Origin of the sequence: Mesorhizobium sp. M0047 (genome assembly GCF_040323315.1) — a bacterium.
GTDB lineage: Bacteria > Pseudomonadota > Alphaproteobacteria > Rhizobiales > Rhizobiaceae > Mesorhizobium.
Genome location: NZ_JAMYUW010000051.1, coordinates 1 through 16599, shown reverse-complemented (window position 1 = coordinate 16599; position 16599 = coordinate 1). Strand labels below are relative to the sequence as shown.

Genomic DNA, 16599 nt, shown 5'->3' with positions numbered 1-16599 from the left:
CTGCAGACCTTCCAGCCCGCCTCGGAGCACCTTTTGTCCGGTGGGACGAGACGGGCTGCGGAAGCTCGAAGGGGGCTTTCCGCTTCAAAACTTCAGAAGCCGCCAATTGTTCCATTAGTCTGCCCTAAAATGCCCGCCACCCCGCTACGCCTCAGTTCGCCAATTTAGCCTTCGCTAATAGCTGGTGCGATGACGCCATCTCGTGGGGATTCACAGCCTCCGGGTTTCAATGTATGTTGCTCGGCATGGAACGGGCATTCGATGACCTCGCTGCCGCCCTCAGAGAGCCCCGCCAGGACTTGTGGCGCCCTGTCCGCGCCATCGCCCTTGATCTTGCCGGCAAGCTGCTGATGGGCGTTGCAATCGGCCTTGGCGTAGGGCTTGTGATGGCGATAGCGGGTTAGGATGGCGGCGGCGCCGGTGTGAGGCTCCGGAAATGAAAGCGCCTTTAGAGGGTTGCGCAAAAGGCCCGCGTGCATGCGGTATCCATCGTACTTGATTTCGTGAAGCCAGTTCGATGCGGGTCGTCCAGGTCTTGCATTGGATGCAAGACATGCTGGCCCAGAAGGGCGAACGGAAGCGTATTCAGGCAACGTTGCGCCGCCTGTTTGCCGACCCCAAGCACGGCGAGGCCATTCGCGAGGATCTGCGCGCCGGCCTCTCCGCCGTGCCGATCTGGATGCAGGAGTTCCTCCGCGAAATCCTGAGGGCGGACCCGCACGAGGCGAAGCCATGAGTACCGATGCTTACCGCCAAATCATCGCGGCATCCCCACGTGACCGGCTCGACGTGTTCCTCGCCACGGCCAATCGGATCGGAGCTCCGGTGGGCAATGTCGAAAAGGATTTCTGGGTCTGCTGGACCCTCAATTCGCTCTACCACGAACGGCCTGAGGGGGAGCCGCGGATGGTCTTTTCCATATCGGGGATCACGCTTGCCAGCGTGTGGCCGTCATAAGGATTGCCGGGGAGTGCCTTTGAATTCCGTCCCGGGCGCCGATAAGCAATCGACTAAGCAGATGGGGGGTCACGAGCGCGGTCAACACGGCCCTTCGCCTGGTCGAAGGCGAATGCCGCGGCGAGCTCCTCGGTCTTGCGGCGATATCGCTCGACAAACCAGTCATGTGCGGGATACTCGGGTGCGGACGACTCGGCCGACAGGATTGCGAACAGCCTGAGTATTCCTGGGCGTTCGAGGCCCGAGCGGGCCCGCTCCAGGGTGGCATGCGCGACTCCGTACTGCGCGCGGGCAGCGCCAAAATCGAACATCTCGTTGCCATCGGTCTTGTCCGCACGCTCAAGCACGGCTTCGAGGAGTTCAAACTTCGTCCCGAAGTGGTGTACGATGCTGGTCAAGCTCAAATCCAGCTCACGAGCGATGTCGCGCAACAGGGCGAGGCAAAAAGACCTCGGAGTGATTAAGGACGAAGCCCATGTCCGATAGGCCCGCAGCGGACTTCTCTTCAGAAGAGGTCATTTCGGTCATATCCTAGCGGGGCAGCAGATTGGTGGCGGCGAGATCGATCACCTCATCGCCGCGACCGCTCATCACGGCGCGGATCATCCACAGGCCGAAGCCCTTCATTTCGGCGCTGGTGATCGTGGGCGGCATGGACAGCTCCTGGGTGGCGCTGACGACATCAAGCAGAGCCGGTCCGTCATGGGCCAGAATGTCGGCGACTGCACCGGGCAACTCGCCCGAATCCTCGACGCGGATGGCATGGATGCCCATGGCCCGTGCCATGGCGGCAAAGTCGGGATTATCCAGCGACACACCGGTTTCGAGAAACCCGCCCGCTTTCATTTCCATGGCGACAAAGCCCAGTACGCCATTGTTGAGGATGATGATCTTGACCGGCAGATTCTGCTGGCGCAGCGTGATCAGGTCGCCCATCAGCATCGAGAAGCCACCGTCGCCGGCGAGCGCGACCACCTGGCGGCCGGGCTGCGCCGCCTGGATGCCGATGGCTTGCGGCATGGCATTGGCCATCGAACCATGTGCCAGCGAACCTACCAGCCGGCGCCGGCCATTCATCTCGAGATAGCGGGCCGCCCAGATGGTGGGCGTGCCGACGTCGAAGGTGAACACGGCATCCTCGGCTGCCAGGTCACTGATCACCTTGGTCAGATATTGCGGATGGATCGGCCCGCGCCCTGCGGTGCCCGCGGCCAGATCATCGAGCCCCTTGCGTGAAGCGGCGTAGCGCTTGAGCGATTTATCCAGATGGGCCCGGTCTGTGCGCGCCGGCACATGGGGCAAGAGCGCGGCAATCGTCTAGGGGAAGTCGGTCCCCAGCATGACCAGCAGGTCGCAATCGTGCATGGCCTCATAGCCCGAGGCAAAGCCGATGAACCCGGTCATTCCCACGTCATGGGGATTGTCGTATTCGACATATTCCTTGCCGCCCAGGGCATGGACGATTGGCGCTTTCAGGGCCTCGGCCAGCGCCATCAGCGGCGCATGGGCGCCGGCACAACCGCGACCGCCGAACAGTGTCACCTTGCGCGCCTCGCCGATCAGTTGCGCCAGCGCCTCGATGTCGGCATCGGCGGGGTAAACCTGGGGCAGAGACGGCAGCAGACTTTGCCGGCTGGCGACAGCGCGAGCCGGGGCGTCGCGCAGGGCGACGTCGCCGGGAATGACCACGACGGCAACGCCGCGCATGCCCACGGCAGCGCGAATGGCATTTTCGAGCACATTGGCAGCTGGCTCGGATCAGACACCAGTTCGCAATAGTGGCTGCATTCGGCGAAAAGGTTCTGCGGATGTGTTTCCTGGAAATAGCCGCTACCGATTTCAGCGGTCGGAATCTGCGCCGCGATCGCGAGTACCGGGGTGCGGCTGCGATGGGCATCAAACAGACCATTGATCAGATGCAGATTGCCCGGGCCGCATGACCCCGCACACACTGCGAGTTCCCCGGTAACCTGGGACTCCCCTGCGGAGGCAAATGCGGCAACCTCTTCATGCCGAACGTGGATCCATTCGATCTCGTCATGGGTCCGCAAGGCATCGGTAAACCCGTTCAGACTGTCGCCAACCACGCCATAGATCCGTTTCACGCCGGCGGCGGCCAGTGTCTCGACCATCAGTTCAGCAACATTCCTGCTCATGGCAAATCGTTCCGGCTCGGTGGCCGCGCATGGCGGCGGCGTGGTGAAAGGTCAGGCCCTCAAGGGGCAGTGGCGCCGGACTGGCCGGCACCACCGTGCAAAGTCAGGCGCGACGGTTGGATTCGTAGAGGAACCACAGGCGGCGCTCGGTTTCGTCGATCCAAACTTCGATCAGGTGGTCGCAACATCGTTGTACTCATCGGCAGCACCGTGGCAGGCCCGCAGGATCACGAGCAGCTGCTGGTTGTCGCTGGCCAGTTCGGCCAGCATGTCGCCGGGGGTAACGAAGGCGGCATCATTGTCGGCAATACGCTGTGTGCGGGCAATCTGGCCGATCGAACGCAGGGTGGTGCCACCGAGCTTGCGGGCCCGCTCAGCGATCACATCGGTCATGGCAAAGATTTGGTCGCCCTGCTCGTCGAGCATCAGGTGATAATCGCGGAAATGTGGCCCAGACATATGCCAATGGAAGTTCTTGGTCTTGAGATAGAGCGCGAACGTATCGGCCAGCAGGCCCGTCAGGGCGGCCGAAATATCATGGCTGGCGTCATTGCCCAGGTCGGTGGGGGTAAGCAGGGGCGCGGTCAGGTTGCTCATGTTGAATTCCTTCTGGTTGGGTAGGCGTTTGAAAGGGGAACGGCGGCTAGATCACGGGGTCGATGGGATTGGTGCGCGGCACGAGGAGCGGGTCGATCTCGGTGAAGGGAAAATGCGGCAACTGGTCTTCCGCAATGCCAAAGGACTGCGCCAGCACGCTGCGCGGAAACACATTGATCAGCGACCGGTAGCCGACGTCCCCGGGCGATACCTGGTCAAAGAAGATCAGGGCGTGGAACGTGCCCGCTCCGATGTTTTCGATGTGGTGGGGATAGGCCGGCGGGATGAAATACACGTCGCCCTGCGTCACCGTGTAGGTATCGATCTTTCCATCCGGATCCAGAATGGTCATGCGGGCGGTGCCCGCCGCGACATAACCCATTTCGGCGGTCTCAGGATGCCAGTGCGGCTCGCGCATGCCCCGATCGGTTATCCGTACCGAGAACATGGCAATGTCGCGCAGCGCTGGCCAGAGGGCGGCCTTAGTCGTGTGGGCGGTGCCGGCCGGGAAATCGATCTGCGGCGGCGTGGCCTCAACGCTATACTTGTAAGCATTGACATGGCGCGCCTGGCCCTCGACCAGGGTGTGGCCCTGCACAGCAACGATCTCAAGGTCAGCCTGCTGGCGATCAAAGTCCTCGAAGGCAGCGCTGGGCAGGTCATAGCTATTGCCCAGAACCGCATTGCTCATGGCGCCGAAGGCGGCCTTTAGGCCGAAGTCTTCGGGATGTTCATGGGAAAAAGCGAGGACGAACTCGGCAGGTTCGCTGCCGATGTTTTCGATACTGTGCATCGCCCCGCTGGGCACGAAGAACATCTCGCCCTGGCCAACCACAAAACTCTCACGCTGGGCGTGGTTGGCGGCGATGGTGATGAGTGCCTCGCCGCGCAGGCAATAACCCAATTCGTGCGCATTGGCGTGCCAGTGCGGCTCGCGCACCGCGTTTGGGGCCAGGCGCAACCCACGCATCGACAGGCCTCGCATGATCGGCAAATCGCCTGCATCTACATGGGTTATCGAACCCATCGGGCCGTCGAACCGTGGCTGGCCCGACAGTGTTGCAACGTGGCGGCTGGTGCTCTTGGTCATGGTCATCGTCTCATCCCCTGCTGGTTTCAAACCCGATGGCCACAAATTACGGCGGCCCCACTCAGCGCACTATCGGACGCTGGTTTGGCCGGCTCATACGTGCGTATAGGGCGACGGCTTGCGGTCGCTGCGGCTAGGTTCTGGCCAGCTATTTCCGAGCGGGGCGCTGCGCGCGCCCAGGAGCATGTTGATGCTGACCAAGAACGACGCCAGCGCTGCGCAACGCAGCGACACGGGACTATCGGTGATGCTGGCGCTCGTCGCCGGCTATGTCGATGTCTGCACCTTTCTGGCATTCGCGGGCTTCTTCGTCGCCCAGGTGACAGGCAGCTACGTCGTGGCTGGATCAGGCCTCTTCGGCGACGGTGACGGTCTGGGCGTCAAGGTGCTCGCCATCCCCGTTTTCCTCCTCGCTGGCATGGTGACCACCGCCATCGTTCGACTATCCGGACCGCGTCAGCACCTGGCGATGGTCGGCTCGCTCAGCCTTGAGGCCGCGCTCCTGTGCGGCCTCACCATTGCGAGCCTGCACGACGGCGCGGACCCCATCACGGCCGGGCCGGCCCTGTTTGGTCTGGCGGCGATGGGCATCCAGAGCGCGACCGTGCGGCTGCTGCTCCCCAGCTCGGCCTCTACCAATGTCATGACCAGCAATACCACCCAGATGGCGATTGAGCTTGTCGACAGCTGCCGCAGCCGCCGGCCCACAGTCAGGCTGCTGCAGATCGGCAGTGTGATGCTGGGGTTTCTCGCCGGCATCATCGCAGGCGCTCTCGCCCATCGCGTCGCTGGTCTCGCCTGCCTTGGCCTTGCAGCGCTGGCGCTCTGCGCGCTGGTGGCCCGCGAAATTCTTGTGGTCACCGCAAAAACGCGTCCCCACGCCGGAAGCCTATGATATGTCTCGGCCATATGTTCCGGCTGGGGGCACCATGTCACGCTATGCCTTTGTCGCGGCTATCGTTCTGGCCACAGGCATCTTCATCTTCGATACGCTGACACCGCTCAATATCGCCGTCGCCGTGCTCTATGTGGCCGTCGTCCTGCTGTCGCTCAACTTCACCAACCGGCGCGGTACCCTGCTGGTCGGAGCCGGCTGCATGGGCCTGACCATCCTCAGCTTTGCCATTACCCACAGTGCCGATTTCGAGGCCGGCGCCACAGCACGTGGGCTGTTCAGCCTGGCGGCCATCGGCGTCACAACCTTTCTGGCGCTGCGGCTGGCCTCGACCATCACGGTGATCGCCGACAGCGAACAGCGCTATCGCTCGATCTTCCGGGCGGCCGGCGTGGCCATTCTCGAGATGGACTTTTCGCCCCTCAAGGCGAGATTGGAGGCCCTGCGGGCCGAAGGCTTCACCAGCGTCGCGGCCATCGCGCGCGAAAGGCCCGATCTAGTTGGCGAGGTCACTGGCCTGATGCGGCTGATCAATGCCAACGACCGGACGCTGACCATGTTCCGCGCCCCCACCCTGGCAGTATTTGCCCAGCGCCTGCCGTCGCTGATTCCGCCCGAGATAGCGCCATCGACCTGGCGACTTCTCGAGGCCATCTGGTCGGAACAATCCAGTTTCGAGACCGAAAGCGTGTTCGATACTGTCGACGGCAAGCGGCTCAATGTTCTGTATACCGTGGCCATGCCAACAGACCGTCCGGCGCTCGACAGGGTATTGGTCAGCTTCATGGACGTCACAGCCAGGCATCAGGCCGAGAACGATCTGCACCAGGCGCAGGCCGAGCTGGCGCACGTGTCGCGCGTGGCGACCCTGGGCGAACTGACCGTTTCGATTGCCCATGAGGTGAACCAGCCGCTGGCGGGCGTGGTGACCAATGGCGAAGCCGGACTGCGCTGGCTGCGGCGGCCCGAGCCTGATCTTGCCGAGGTTTCCGCCGGCATCGAACGCATGATCGCCGATGCGCGCCGCGCCAGCGAAGTGATCAAGCGTCTGCGCGCGCTCGCCAGCAAAGCCGTGCCACAGGCCGCGCCGGTCGATGTCAACGAGCTGGTGCACGACACGCTGGGAGTGGTGCAGCGCGAGATCGCCGGCCACCAGGTCAGCCTCAAGTTGGCCTTGGCGGACGGGTTGCCACCGGCGTTGGGCGATCGCGTGCAATTGCAGCAGGTGCTGATCAACCTGATCGTCAACGCCATCCAGGCCATGGCCGCGACAGGCACCACCCAGCGCGATCTGACCATCCGTTCGAGAGCCACGGACACTGGATTGTCCGTTGAAATCACCGACACCGGCCCGGGGTTCAGCAGCGATGCCGCCGCAAAGCTCTTCACGCCCTTTTTCACCACCAAGGACGAAGGCATGGGCATGGGCTTGCCGATCTGCCGCTCGATCGTGGAGGCCCATGGCGGCACCCTGCGGGCCCACTTGCTTGCAGAGGGCGGCGCTGCGTTCGAGTTCAATCTACCTGCACATACGGAGACACAACCATGACGGCTGTCGCACCCACGGTCTTCGTCGTTGATGATGACGCCTCGCTCCGCGATGCCCTCGATAGCCTGTTCCGCTCGGTGGGCATGCGGGTAGAGCAGTTTGCCTCGCCAAACGACTTCCTGGCACGGGGCCCGGTCATCTCGGAAAGCTGCCTGGTGCTCGATATCCGCCTGCCCGGCGTCAGTGGCCTCGAGTTCCAGACCCAGCTGGCCCAGATGGGCAACGCCATCCCTATCGTGTTCATGACCGGCCATGGCGACGTTCCCATGTCGGTCAAGGCAATGAAAGCGGGCGCCCTCGACTTCCTGACCAAGCCCTTCCGCGATCAGGACATGCTCGATGCAGTTTCGGCGGCCCTAGCGCTTGATCGTGAGCGCCGTGCCGGCGATGCCCAACTGGCCTCCCTCCGGGCGCGCCACGCCACCCTCACCCCGCGCGAGCGCGAGGTGATGGATCTGGTCACCACGGGCCTGATGAACAAGCAGGTCGCCGGCGAACTGGGCGTAAGCGAGATTACCGTCAAGATCCACCGGGGTCATGTCATGGAAAAGATGGCCGCGCGTTCGCTTGCCGAGCTGGTCAAGATGGGCGAGGCCCTGCGCCCGTCAGGGTAGCGCCGACGACACTAAACCTGTGTATGATTGAATTGGTGCCCCGGTGGGCGCATTTGGATGGCATTAGCGCAGCGCGCTCCAGTATGCTGCGCGAGGAATTTCAATGTCACACGTCAAGACCATTGCCATTGTCGACGATGACCCTTCGGTGCGTCAGGCGACATCCAGCCTGATCCGCTCGCTGGGCATGCACGCCACCACCTTTGCGTCGGCAGAGGACTATCTTGCCGCGCTCGGCACGTCCGATGTCAACTGCCTGATAACTGATGTCCAGATGGATGGGATCGGCGGCGTGGAACTATCCCAGATCCTGCGCGACCGGGGCAATGCAACGCCTGTCATCTTCATAACGGCCTTCCCCGACGAGCGTATCCGCGAACGGGTCATGGCCGCCGGCGCCATTGGCTTCCTGGGCAAGCCCTTCGAGAGCCAGATGCTGATCGACTGCATCGAAACCGCCCTTGCGGCGTGAGGTCGGCTTCCCTCTGACGCGTGTTCCACATGCAAAATGGCCGCCCGACACGGGGCGACCCTTTCTGCGATACTGGCAGCACTTGCCTAGCGCTGGCGTAGCGCCCAGGCCATGCCCAGCGTGCTGAGCCCTTGGAAGATCAGGTCCACACTCAGGATGGCGCCCAGAAGCCACAGGCTGACCCCGGGCCATGCCAGAAGGACCGCCAGACCAGCCAAGGCGGTCACCGTTCCCATGGCAGCGAGCGACCAGGAAGAACTGCCCTTGTGTTCAAGCGCGGCCGAGCCGATGCGGGATGCGCCGCCAATCACCAGCAACACGCCGATCAGCAACGTCAACCCGGCACTGGCCAGCAGCGGGTTGGTAAATGCCAAAACGCCCGCGACGGTGTAGAGCACGCCGCCAACCGTCCAAAGGATCTTGGCCTGCCAGCCCGGGGCGGTGAAGGCAAAGCCCACCTGCGCAAGACCGGCAATGATCATCATTGCGGCAATATAGATGATCGAAAAGACGGTTGCGAGCATCAGGCTTGCGCTGGCCAGCAGACCGGCGACGAGCAGGGCCAAGCCCAGCGTAGCCACCCAGATCCGGCCGTTGCGGGGTTTGTCGGAAACAATGCTGCTGGCGGTTGAGGTGGATATGTCGTCCATTTTCATCTCCTGTCTTCAAGGGTTGGAGGGACGGTCTGGTGCAATGGGTACCCGCGATCAGCCCGCGTCGGCGGCGATGAACTCCGCCCCGACATACCGTCCTCTCGATGACTACAAGGATCGCATGGGCATCATCGTGGGGTCTGTCATACGTGTAGGCGGCCCGGACGTGTCTTGGTTTGATTGCCCCATACACAGGTATGGGTCGCCCGCCGTGGCAGGAGGTCGCCCGGCCGCAAGGCCTGCCGAGCATCGGTTAGGCCGGACGGCTTTTGACCCATCAAGGGGCAGAAGAGCGGGCAGCCAGCGCGGCATGGATCTGGGCGATTACGGCAGCCCCTTCGCCGACCGCCGCAGCAATGCGCTTGGTGGAGCCTGCCCGCACGTCGCCTATGGCAAACACGCCCGACATGGAGGTCTCCAGCGGCAAGCGACCGGCCGGCGGCGGGATGGCAGCCATACCCGCACCCGTCACAATGAACCCGTGACTGTCCGTTTCGACACAGCCGTCCATCCAGCTAGTGTTGGGATCGGCGCCGATGAACAGGAACAGGTGTCGCAGCGCCAGCCTGCTGTCCTGCCCATTCTTCCGATGGCGCAGGACCACTGCATCGAGCCCGGCGACCTCATCGCCCTCCAGCGCCGACACCTCGGAGGTGGCATGCAGCACCACATTGGGCAGCGATGCGATGCGGTGGATCAGATAGCGCGACATGGTGGCCGTCAGATCGGGCCGGCGGATCACCAGATGCAGCTTTTTCACCCGCGGCGCCAGAAAGGCCACAGCCTGGCCAGCGGAATTGCCGCCGCCAACCAGCGCAATCTCCTCGCCCTCGCACAGCCTGGCTTCAATGGGGGACGCCCAGTAGGCGATGCCGCGCCCCTCAAAGGTCTTGAGATTGGCAAGCGGTGATGGCGATAGCGCGCCCCGGAGGCCACCACCGTGGTCCGGGCCCGGATGACCTGCCCGTCAGACAACGTCAGGGCGGTCAGGCGCTCATCGGTCAGAGACTTCAGGGCGGTCACCGACTGCGCCAGCGCTATTTTCGTGCCAAATTTGAGCGCCTGGCTGAAGGCGCGCCCGGCCAGCGCCTGGCCGGAAATGCCACTGGGAAAGCCGAGATAGTTTTCGATTCGGGCCGATGCGCCGGCCTGCCCACCAATGGCATTGGCCTCCAGCACGACTATGCTGAGCCCTTCTGACGCGGCATAGACCGCCGCCGCCAGTCCCGAGGGACCAGCACCGATGATGGCTGTGTCATAGACGACGTCCGTGTCGATGGTCGGCGATATGCCGATGCAATGCGCCAGCGCAGCGTCGTCCGGACAGCGCAGCGTGCTGCCGTCAGCGCAGACCACCAGCGGCAGAGTGGCCCCGCCGGGCTGCATCTGCGCAACGAAGGCCCGAGCCCTCTCATCAACTGATACGTCCAGCACGACATGGGGAAAGCCGTTGCGGGCCAGAAAGCCACGCAGGCGCACCATGTCCGGACTATTGGGAACACCGATGAGGATCGGTCCCCCGCTGCCGGCGTCGATCAGCGCAGCCCGCCGAAGCATGAACGCACGCATTACCATTTCGCCAATATCGGCCGAACCGATCACCAGCGCCCGCACCTGCGCCGCCGTCAATAGCACCGCCTGACACCCCTGCGCACCGGCGCGGCCGCCGGCCAGCGTCGGCTGCCCCGTCAGCTGGTTGATTTCCCCGCTGAACTGCCCGGGGCCAAGCGTCTGGATCAGGCGCTCATCGTCGAGGCCCGCATGGGAAAAAATGTCCATCGTGCCGGCGACGATGAACCAGGCAAGCGCGTCTGTCGCGCCCACTGCATAGGCCAGGGCACCTGGCGTCAATGTTGCAGGGGCACCGCCGCTCCGCCGCTCGACCACAGCGAGTTGATCAGCCGTCAGGGTGGGAAAGCGTCGATCCTCAGTGGTCTCGCTGGTAGCCATGGCCCAAACCCTCTTGGCAATAATTCAGTAGTAGCGGGGGATTGGCCCCAGCTGCGGCGTCTGGGAAGGCAGATCGATCATCATCTCGTCGACATAGCACCAGCCCCAGCCCTCGGGCGGGTCATAGCCTTCGATGATCTGGTGACCGGTATGGTGGAAATGGGCTGTGGCATGGCGTCCGGGCGACTGATCGCAGCAACCGACATGGCCGCAGGTGCGACAGATGCGCAGGTGCAGCCAGCGCTGCCCGGTCCTAAGACACTCCTCGCAGCCGCGGCTACCGGGCGTCACCTCGCGTATGGTCTGTACATGCGTGCAATGGCTGGACATGGGAGTCTCTCCTGGGGCCGAAAGAAAGTGGGCCACACAGCGGCTGCGTGGCCCCCCGGGCGCTGATCAGGCTCTGATGAAGGCGAGCACGTCAGCATTGAATTTTTCGGCCTCGGTTTCGGCCAGACCATGCGGCGCGCCGGGATAGATCTTGAGCTCGGCGCCTTTGACGATCTTGGCCGTCTTGAGGCCGGCCGCTGCAATCGGCACGATCTGGTCAGCATCGCCGTGCACGACCAGCGTGGGCTTGTCGATCTTCTTGAGGTCCTCGGTGTAGTCGACCTCGGAGAATTCGCGGATGCAGTCATACTCGGCCTTGATGCTGCCCTGCATGCCCAATCGCCAGAAGGTGTCGCGCAGACCCTGGTTGACCTTGGCGTCTTCCTTGTTGAAGCCGTAGAACGGCATCGACAGGTCCTTGAAGAACTGCGACCGGTCGGTGGCCGTTCCCTTGCGGAGTCCGTCGAACGCCTCAATCGGCGTACCCTCGGGATTGGCTTCGGTCTTGAGCATCAAGGGCGGCACGGCACCAACCAGCACCATCTTGGCGACCCGTGCCGTGCCGTGCCGGCCAACGTAATGGGCGATCTCGCCGCCGCCGGTCGAGTGCCCGACCATGATCATGTCCTTGAGATCGAGCGCCTCGATCAGCTCGGCCAGATCGTCGGCATACTGGTCCATGTTGTTGCCGGCCCATGGCTGGCCCGATTTGCCGTGGCCGCGGCGGTCATGGGCGATCACGCGGTAGCCCTGCGAAGCAAAGAACAGCATTTGCGGCGCCCACGCGTCGCCGGCCAGCGGCCAGCCATGCGAGAACAGGATCGGCTGACCCGTGCCCCAGTCGGTGTAGGAAATTGCCGTGCCGTCGGTGACCAGAAAAATGCTCATTTTGCTCTCCACTGTCGCGAACCCGCCGGTGCGGCCGGTTGATAGGGAGAGCATCGGCCAGACGATGATTTGGCACCATTCTACGAGTGGTTCGTGGCATCATACTTGTGTATGCCTGTTGATTTCCGCCGAGACGTGACCCTGGCTTTCCACTGAGAAGTGACCCGCCTTTAATTGTGTTCTTGGTCAAATGTGGTGGTCAAGGGTCTGGGTTTCTCCTTCGGTTTTGGCGGCGCATGGGCCGAGCTGTTCTTGAAGCGGAAGCTGTCGTTTCTGGTCTCGAGGATGTGGCAATGATGGGTGAGCCGGTCGAGCAGCGCCGTCGTCATCTTGGCATCGCTGAAGACGCTGGCCCATTCACTGAAGCTGAGATTAGTGGTGATGACCACGCTGGTATGCTCGTAAAGCCTGCTGAGCAGGTGGAAGAGCAAGGCGCCGCCTGAGGCACTGAACGGCAGGTAGCCGGAGCTCATCGAGGATGACCAGATCACAGTGAGCCAGGCGGCCGGCAATCTGGCCAGCTCGCCCCTGCATTTTCTCCTGCCCGAGTGCATTGACCAGCTCGACGGTCGAGAAGAAGCGGACGCGTTTCTGATGATGCTCGATGGCCTGCACCCCCGATGGCGGTGGCGACATGGGTCTTGCCGGTACCAGGGCCACCGACCAGAACGATGTTAGTGGCTTCCTTGAGGAAGTCGCAGCGATGAAGCTGGCGCACCAGGGCCTAATTGATCTCTCTGCTGGAGAAGTCGAAGCCATTGAGGTCGCGATAGGCCGGGAAGCGAGCGGTTTTGAGCTGGTAGGCTGTCGATCGAACCTCACGCTCCGCCGTCTCGGCCTTGAGCAGTTGCGACAGGATCGGATGGCAGCCTCGATGGCCGGAGCACCTTGCTCGGTCAACTCGCCTACGGCCTGGGCCATGCCGTGCATCTTGAGGCTCTTGAGCATGATGATGATCGCGCCGGCGGCGGGGGTTATGACGCATGGCGGGCCTCCGAGTCTTTGCGCAGGGCGTAATAGCGCTCGACATTGGCCTTTGGCTCATTGGTCAGCATGGACTTGGGGCGCATCGATGGTCGGCGGCGTGATGGCTTTGCCGTCAACCAGGCGGTGCAGCAGGTTCAACACGTGCGTCTTGGTTGGGACGCCTGGAGCGGCTCACTGGCGGAGTCGCCAATGAGGTTTGGAGCGTGCAAGTCGGTGGGTGGTTTGCAGTCGCCGGCCTTGGCACGCGGAGCGACGCTGATCTGGCTTTGGAGACCGGGCAGGCATGCCGAGCGGTTGCTGTGGAAACGGTCGGCCCACCGCCGAGACCACCAGTTTGCAGCCGTGATCGTTGACACTCAGTGTGTACGATGATTAGGTGTCCTCTGTCCGAGGACAGAGGACATGATGAAGAGCCAGGATGTTGTCGTTCTGCTCAAGCTGGCGAGCTTGGAGGACTACTCAAAGGATATCGGTGACGAATCTACGCCGCTCGGGCTGGCCGCGGGCGAGGATCCCTATTCTGTGCGCGGCCTCGAGGCAGCCCTCGGAATCAGCAAGACGGAGATCGGCGCTTCGCTCAAGCGCAGCATTGCGGCGGGCCTCGCGATCAAGGACAGGAAGACAGACCGGCCTAAACCGAGCCGGCGCCATCTGCGCGAGTTCATTGTCCACGGTGTGAAATTCGTCTTTCCGGCGAAACCAGGCGCCATGCAGCGCGGGTTGCCGACGGCATTCGCGGCCCCCGTGCTACGTGAATCCCTGCACAGCGCTGGCAATCTCATCTTCGTTTGGCCCTACGCGCATGCAAAAGAAATGGGTCAGTCGGTCGACCCGCTGTTCAAAAGCGTGCCGGAGGCCTGCGAGAAAGACAGGCGGCTCTACGCCTATCTGGCCCTCATCGACGCGATCCGCGTCGGCAATCAACGCGAAAGCAAGCTCGCCGCCGACCTGCTCGCGCAGAGGCTGGGATGACTGTCCAAGATCAGTTGAAGGCCATGTTGAAGGCCGTCGCCGAGGCACTCGGCGAGGAGTTGCGCGCGCGCCTGGTCTTCGTCGGCGGCTGCACGACCGCGCTCTACATTACTGACCCCATCGTTCTCGAAGGGGTGAGAGCGACCGATGATGTCGACCTTATCGTCGATCTCGCTGGTTTCGCAGAATGGGTCGAGCTGACGGAGCGTTTGCGCGCACGCGGCTTCACCGAGGCGGCTGACGATTCCGTCATCTGCCGTATGAAACTCGGCGAGCTCAAGGTCGACTTCATGCCGGATGACGAGGCGATCCTCGGGTTCAGCAATCGCTGGTACGCAGAGGGGATCGCGACGGCCGTACCAGAACAGCTGGAGGAGGCGCTCGAGATCCGGCGCCTCACGCCGCAGCTGTTTGTCGCGACCAAGTTGGAGGCATACCGCGGACGCGGCCAAGGCGATCTCATCGCCAGCCGCGATGCCGAGGACATTCTGCTTTTGGTCGACGGGCGGGAGGAGATCGTCGAGGAAATCGCAAACGGCGAGCCGGAGATCCGGGCCTACATCGCCGAACAGGTTACCATGCTGCTCGCTGATCCAGACTTCGACCATTTCCTGGAGGGAAACATTCGCGGACCAGTGGGCCGCACCGACATCGTCTACGACCGGCTGGTCGCGATCAGCACGCTGGATCTGGATATGCGCTGACAATTCCACACTGCCAATTATGCGACTTTCGAATGTAGCAGCTAAGTTAAAATGTCCGGATCTGGCAAAGTAGGAATGTCGCTCCTGCCTTGCCAATCTGCCCGCGTTCGAGAGCGTGGGAGATTGCAGATTGGGACTGGTTCTGATGAGCGAACGCGAACTGCGGCGTATCGAGGTTCTGTCGAAGATTGTTGAGCGGCGAATGACAAGCGTTGCGGCGGCAAACCTGCTCGATGTTTCTGTTCGTCAGGTCCAGCGTCTGTTGAAGACGTTCCAAGCGGATGGTGCTGCGGCTCTCCGGCACAAGGCGCGTGGCCGGCGTTCCAACAATCGCATTGTCGATGGTGTTCGCGACTTCGTGCTGGAGCTGATCCGCGAACACTACATCGACTTCGGTCCAACGCTTGCCCGCGAGAAGCTGATCGAACGGCATCAGCTCGCGGTCAGCAAGGAGACGCTGCGCAAGTGGATGACAGAAGCTGGAATCTGGACGTCGCGCCGTGAACGCAAGCAGCGGCGGCATCAGCCCCGCGGGCGACGAGACTGCCTGGGCGAGATGGTGCAGATCGACGGCTCGCATCACTGGTGGTTCGAGAACCGCGGTCCCAAATGCGCCCTGCTCGTCTTCATCGACGATGCGACCGGCAAGCTGCTTCATCTGCGCTTTGCTGGCTCCGAGAACACGTTCGACTACTTTCATGCGGCAAAGGCGTATCTGCGGGAATGGGGCAAGCCGCTTGCGTTTTATAGCGACAAGCATGGGGTCTTCCGAGCGACCCATGATTCCGAGAAGGATAGAAGCACCGGCCTGACGCAGTTCGTGCGCTCTACGAGCTCAACATCGATATCATCTGTGCCAACACCCCACAGGCCAAGGGTCGCGTCGAGCGCGCCAACCAGACGCTCCAGGACCGGCTTGTGAAGGAACTGCGCCTGCGCGACATCAGCACGATCGAAGCGGCCAATGCCTATGCGCCCGAGTTCATGGCGGACTTCAACGCACGCTTCGGCAAGGAACCCCGCAATCCGAAGAACATGCACCGGCCCCTCGCCGAGCATGAGAATCTGGACGGCGCCATGTGCCGAAAGGAGGTTCGCACGCTGTCTCAGGCTTTGACGCTGCGCTACGACAAGGTGCTGTTCATTCTCAATCCGACCGATACCGCGAAGCGGCTTGCCCGCAAAAAGGTCGTTGTCTGCGACTATCCCGACGGTCGCCTCGAGGTCATGCACGACGGCATCGCCCTACCCTACAGAACCTTCGACAAGCTGCGTTCAGTTCACAGATCAGAGATCGTCGAGAACAAGCGACTTGATGCTGCCCTGGACCTGGTCGCCCAGATGCAGGCTGGCCGGGAGCTTCATCGCAGCCAGCGCGGGCCGCGGCGCACCGGACAGACGAACCACATGTTCGGCATTCCCGATGGCAGCCAGAGCAATGGCTATGTGAAGCGTGGCCGCAAGCCGGCAAGAAGGCGGATTTCACAAAGGACCCCGCAGTCGTCGTGCGGTGTGAGCAGGCATTTGCCAGAACGCCCGCAGCCAAGGTCGAGAGCCAGGCCGTCAAAGTCGATCTGACACTCACAGAAAGCGATAGGCATCGCATTGCGGATGTGCTCGCAGTGCTGGACGAGTTTCCAATCAACCGGAAGGCTCAACCGACAACGGAAGCCGGCTTTTAGCTCGAAGAGGGCCACGCGGCTCTCAAAGCTCACATGAGGAGTGATGCGTCAAGGCAAGTTCATTTGTCCATGGCGAAACCTTTCAGGGTGCTTCATCGGTATC

The 16599-nt window shown here is 62.6% G+C and carries 16 protein-coding genes and 6 pseudogenes; 10 read left to right on the top strand and 12 right to left on the bottom strand.

The annotated features are described in order from the left end of the window. Nucleotides 1-164 precede the first annotated feature (164 nt). Nucleotides 165-479, bottom strand: coding sequence for a hypothetical protein (locus NKJ89_RS31385; RefSeq protein WP_352608335.1), 315 nt, complete (start codon nucleotides 477-479; stop codon nucleotides 165-167). A 74-nt stretch (nucleotides 480-553) separates the two neighbouring features. Between NKJ89_RS31385 and NKJ89_RS31380 the strand changes: the two genes are divergently transcribed. Together NKJ89_RS31380 and NKJ89_RS31375 are read left to right on the top strand one after the other, a co-directional pair. Next, entirely contained in the window at nucleotides 554-736 is a 183-nt protein-coding gene (locus tag NKJ89_RS31380) for a hypothetical protein (RefSeq protein ID WP_352608333.1), read from the top strand. Beyond that, entirely contained in the window at nucleotides 733-957 is a 225-nt protein-coding gene (locus NKJ89_RS31375) for a hypothetical protein (protein WP_352608331.1), read from the top strand. Before NKJ89_RS31380 ends, NKJ89_RS31375 begins: the two co-directional genes overlap by 4 nt. 53 nt (nucleotides 958-1010) lie before the next feature. Here NKJ89_RS31375 and NKJ89_RS31370 read toward each other — a convergent pair whose 3' ends face one another. The 4 genes and pseudogenes from NKJ89_RS31370 to NKJ89_RS31355 all read right to left on the bottom strand — a co-directional run bounded on the left by NKJ89_RS31370 (nucleotide 1011) and on the right by NKJ89_RS31355 (nucleotide 4806). Beyond that, nucleotides 1011-1355 (bottom strand): hypothetical protein, encoded by a 345-nt coding sequence (locus NKJ89_RS31370; RefSeq protein ID WP_352608329.1) that lies wholly within the window; start codon nucleotides 1353-1355, stop codon nucleotides 1011-1013. Nucleotides 1356-1488: 133 nt separating this feature from the next. Next, nucleotides 1489-3113: pseudogene (locus NKJ89_RS31365) on the bottom strand (thiamine pyrophosphate-dependent enzyme). Between the two features lie 103 nt (nucleotides 3114-3216). Then, a pseudogene (locus NKJ89_RS31360) lies at nucleotides 3217-3710 on the bottom strand (Dps family protein). 46 nt (nucleotides 3711-3756) lie between these two features. Then, nucleotides 3757-4806, bottom strand: coding sequence for a cupin domain-containing protein (locus NKJ89_RS31355; protein ID WP_352608327.1), 1050 nt, complete (start codon nucleotides 4804-4806; stop codon nucleotides 3757-3759). Between the two features lie 184 nt (nucleotides 4807-4990). Between NKJ89_RS31355 and NKJ89_RS31350 the strand changes: the two genes are divergently transcribed. The 4 genes from NKJ89_RS31350 (at nucleotide 4991) to NKJ89_RS31335 (ending at nucleotide 8330) form a co-directional block, all read left to right on the top strand. Continuing rightward, the gene (locus NKJ89_RS31350) at nucleotides 4991-5695 is read left to right on the top strand and encodes a YoaK family protein (protein WP_352608325.1); all 705 of its coding nucleotides are present in this window, start codon (nucleotides 4991-4993) and stop codon (nucleotides 5693-5695) included. A 133-nt stretch (nucleotides 5696-5828) separates the two neighbouring features. Beyond that, a complete protein-coding gene (locus NKJ89_RS31345) occupies nucleotides 5829-7244 on the top strand; it encodes a sensor histidine kinase (RefSeq protein WP_352608323.1) in 1416 nt (471 codons plus the stop codon). Continuing rightward, nucleotides 7241-7858, top strand: coding sequence for a response regulator transcription factor (locus NKJ89_RS31340; RefSeq protein ID WP_352502293.1), 618 nt, complete (start codon nucleotides 7241-7243; stop codon nucleotides 7856-7858). The genes NKJ89_RS31345 and NKJ89_RS31340 overlap by 4 nt, the downstream gene beginning before the upstream one ends. 103 nt (nucleotides 7859-7961) lie before the next feature. After that, on the top strand, nucleotides 7962-8330 hold the full coding sequence (locus NKJ89_RS31335) for a response regulator transcription factor (protein WP_352608321.1): 369 nt from the start codon (nucleotides 7962-7964) through the stop codon (nucleotides 8328-8330). A gap of 86 nt (nucleotides 8331-8416) precedes the next feature. Here NKJ89_RS31335 and NKJ89_RS31330 read toward each other — a convergent pair whose 3' ends face one another. The 7 genes and pseudogenes from NKJ89_RS31330 to NKJ89_RS31300 all read right to left on the bottom strand — a co-directional run. After that, a complete protein-coding gene (locus tag NKJ89_RS31330; RefSeq protein ID WP_352608319.1) occupies nucleotides 8417-8980 on the bottom strand; it encodes an HdeD family acid-resistance protein in 564 nt (187 codons plus the stop codon). Nucleotides 8981-9260: 280 nt separating this feature from the next. After that, a complete protein-coding gene (locus NKJ89_RS31325; RefSeq protein ID WP_352608317.1) occupies nucleotides 9261-9764 on the bottom strand; it encodes an NAD(P)/FAD-dependent oxidoreductase in 504 nt (167 codons plus the stop codon). Next, the gene (locus tag NKJ89_RS31320) at nucleotides 9740-10933 is read right to left on the bottom strand and encodes an FAD-dependent oxidoreductase (RefSeq protein ID WP_352608315.1); all 1194 of its coding nucleotides are present in this window, start codon (nucleotides 10931-10933) and stop codon (nucleotides 9740-9742) included. Before NKJ89_RS31320 ends, NKJ89_RS31325 begins: the two co-directional genes overlap by 25 nt. 24 nt (nucleotides 10934-10957) lie before the next feature. Further along, nucleotides 10958-11263 (bottom strand): UBP-type zinc finger domain-containing protein, encoded by a 306-nt coding sequence (locus tag NKJ89_RS31315; RefSeq protein WP_352608313.1) that lies wholly within the window; start codon nucleotides 11261-11263, stop codon nucleotides 10958-10960. A gap of 66 nt (nucleotides 11264-11329) precedes the next feature. Next, on the bottom strand, nucleotides 11330-12151 hold the full coding sequence (locus NKJ89_RS31310) for an alpha/beta fold hydrolase (protein WP_352608311.1): 822 nt from the start codon (nucleotides 12149-12151) through the stop codon (nucleotides 11330-11332). A gap of 170 nt (nucleotides 12152-12321) precedes the next feature. Further along, a pseudogene (gene istB, locus NKJ89_RS31305) lies at nucleotides 12322-13136 on the bottom strand (IS21-like element helper ATPase IstB). Further along, nucleotides 13126-13300 (bottom strand): annotated as a pseudogene (locus NKJ89_RS31300) (IS21 family transposase); the annotation flags it as partial. The pseudogenes istB and NKJ89_RS31300, both read right to left, overlap by 11 nt. Here NKJ89_RS31300 and NKJ89_RS31295 point away from each other — a divergent pair. From NKJ89_RS31295 to NKJ89_RS31280, 4 genes and pseudogenes are all read left to right on the top strand, one after another. Further along, a pseudogene (locus NKJ89_RS31295) lies at nucleotides 13291-13410 on the top strand (aminoglycoside phosphotransferase); the annotation flags it as partial. The pseudogenes NKJ89_RS31300 and NKJ89_RS31295 sit on opposite strands and share 10 nt — an antisense overlap. Before the next feature lie 133 nt (nucleotides 13411-13543). After that, on the top strand, nucleotides 13544-14110 hold the full coding sequence (locus tag NKJ89_RS31290; protein WP_352608359.1) for a hypothetical protein: 567 nt from the start codon (nucleotides 13544-13546) through the stop codon (nucleotides 14108-14110). 23 nt (nucleotides 14111-14133) lie between these two features. After that, nucleotides 14134-14814, top strand: a complete 681-nt coding sequence (locus NKJ89_RS31285) for a hypothetical protein (protein WP_352608309.1) — start codon at nucleotides 14134-14136, stop codon at nucleotides 14812-14814. 145 nt (nucleotides 14815-14959) lie between these two features. Then, a pseudogene (locus NKJ89_RS31280) lies at nucleotides 14960-16361 on the top strand (ISNCY family transposase); the annotation flags it as partial. Nucleotides 16362-16599 lie beyond the last annotated feature (238 nt).

Bases quoted from the DNA above. Each gene is read 5' to 3' on its own strand.
- NKJ89_RS31375 (WP_352608331.1), top strand. From the start codon at position 733: ATGAGTACCGATGCTTACCGCCAAATCATCGCGGCATCCCCACGTGAC.
- NKJ89_RS31350 (WP_352608325.1), top strand. From the start codon at position 4,991: ATGCTGACCAAGAACGACGCCAGCGCTGCGCAACGCAGCGACACGGGA.
- NKJ89_RS31330 (WP_352608319.1), bottom strand. From the start codon at position 8,980: ATGGACGACATATCCACCTCAACCGCCAGCAGCATTGTTTCCGACAAA.
- NKJ89_RS31285 (WP_352608309.1), top strand. From the start codon at position 14,134: ATGTTGAAGGCCGTCGCCGAGGCACTCGGCGAGGAGTTGCGCGCGCGC.
- NKJ89_RS31315 (WP_352608313.1), bottom strand. From the start codon at position 11,263: ATGTCCAGCCATTGCACGCATGTACAGACCATACGCGAGGTGACGCCC.
- NKJ89_RS31310 (WP_352608311.1), bottom strand. From the start codon at position 12,151: ATGAGCATTTTTCTGGTCACCGACGGCACGGCAATTTCCTACACCGAC.
- NKJ89_RS31340 (WP_352502293.1), top strand. From the start codon at position 7,241: ATGACGGCTGTCGCACCCACGGTCTTCGTCGTTGATGATGACGCCTCG.
- NKJ89_RS31355 (WP_352608327.1), bottom strand. From the start codon at position 4,806: ATGACCATGACCAAGAGCACCAGCCGCCACGTTGCAACACTGTCGGGC.
- NKJ89_RS31380 (WP_352608333.1), top strand. From the start codon at position 554: ATGCTGGCCCAGAAGGGCGAACGGAAGCGTATTCAGGCAACGTTGCGC.
- NKJ89_RS31335 (WP_352608321.1), top strand. From the start codon at position 7,962: ATGTCACACGTCAAGACCATTGCCATTGTCGACGATGACCCTTCGGTG.
- NKJ89_RS31320 (WP_352608315.1), bottom strand. From the start codon at position 10,933: ATGGCTACCAGCGAGACCACTGAGGATCGACGCTTTCCCACCCTGACG.
- NKJ89_RS31290 (WP_352608359.1), top strand. From the start codon at position 13,544: ATGAAGAGCCAGGATGTTGTCGTTCTGCTCAAGCTGGCGAGCTTGGAG.
- NKJ89_RS31385 (WP_352608335.1), bottom strand. From the start codon at position 479: ATGCACGCGGGCCTTTTGCGCAACCCTCTAAAGGCGCTTTCATTTCCG.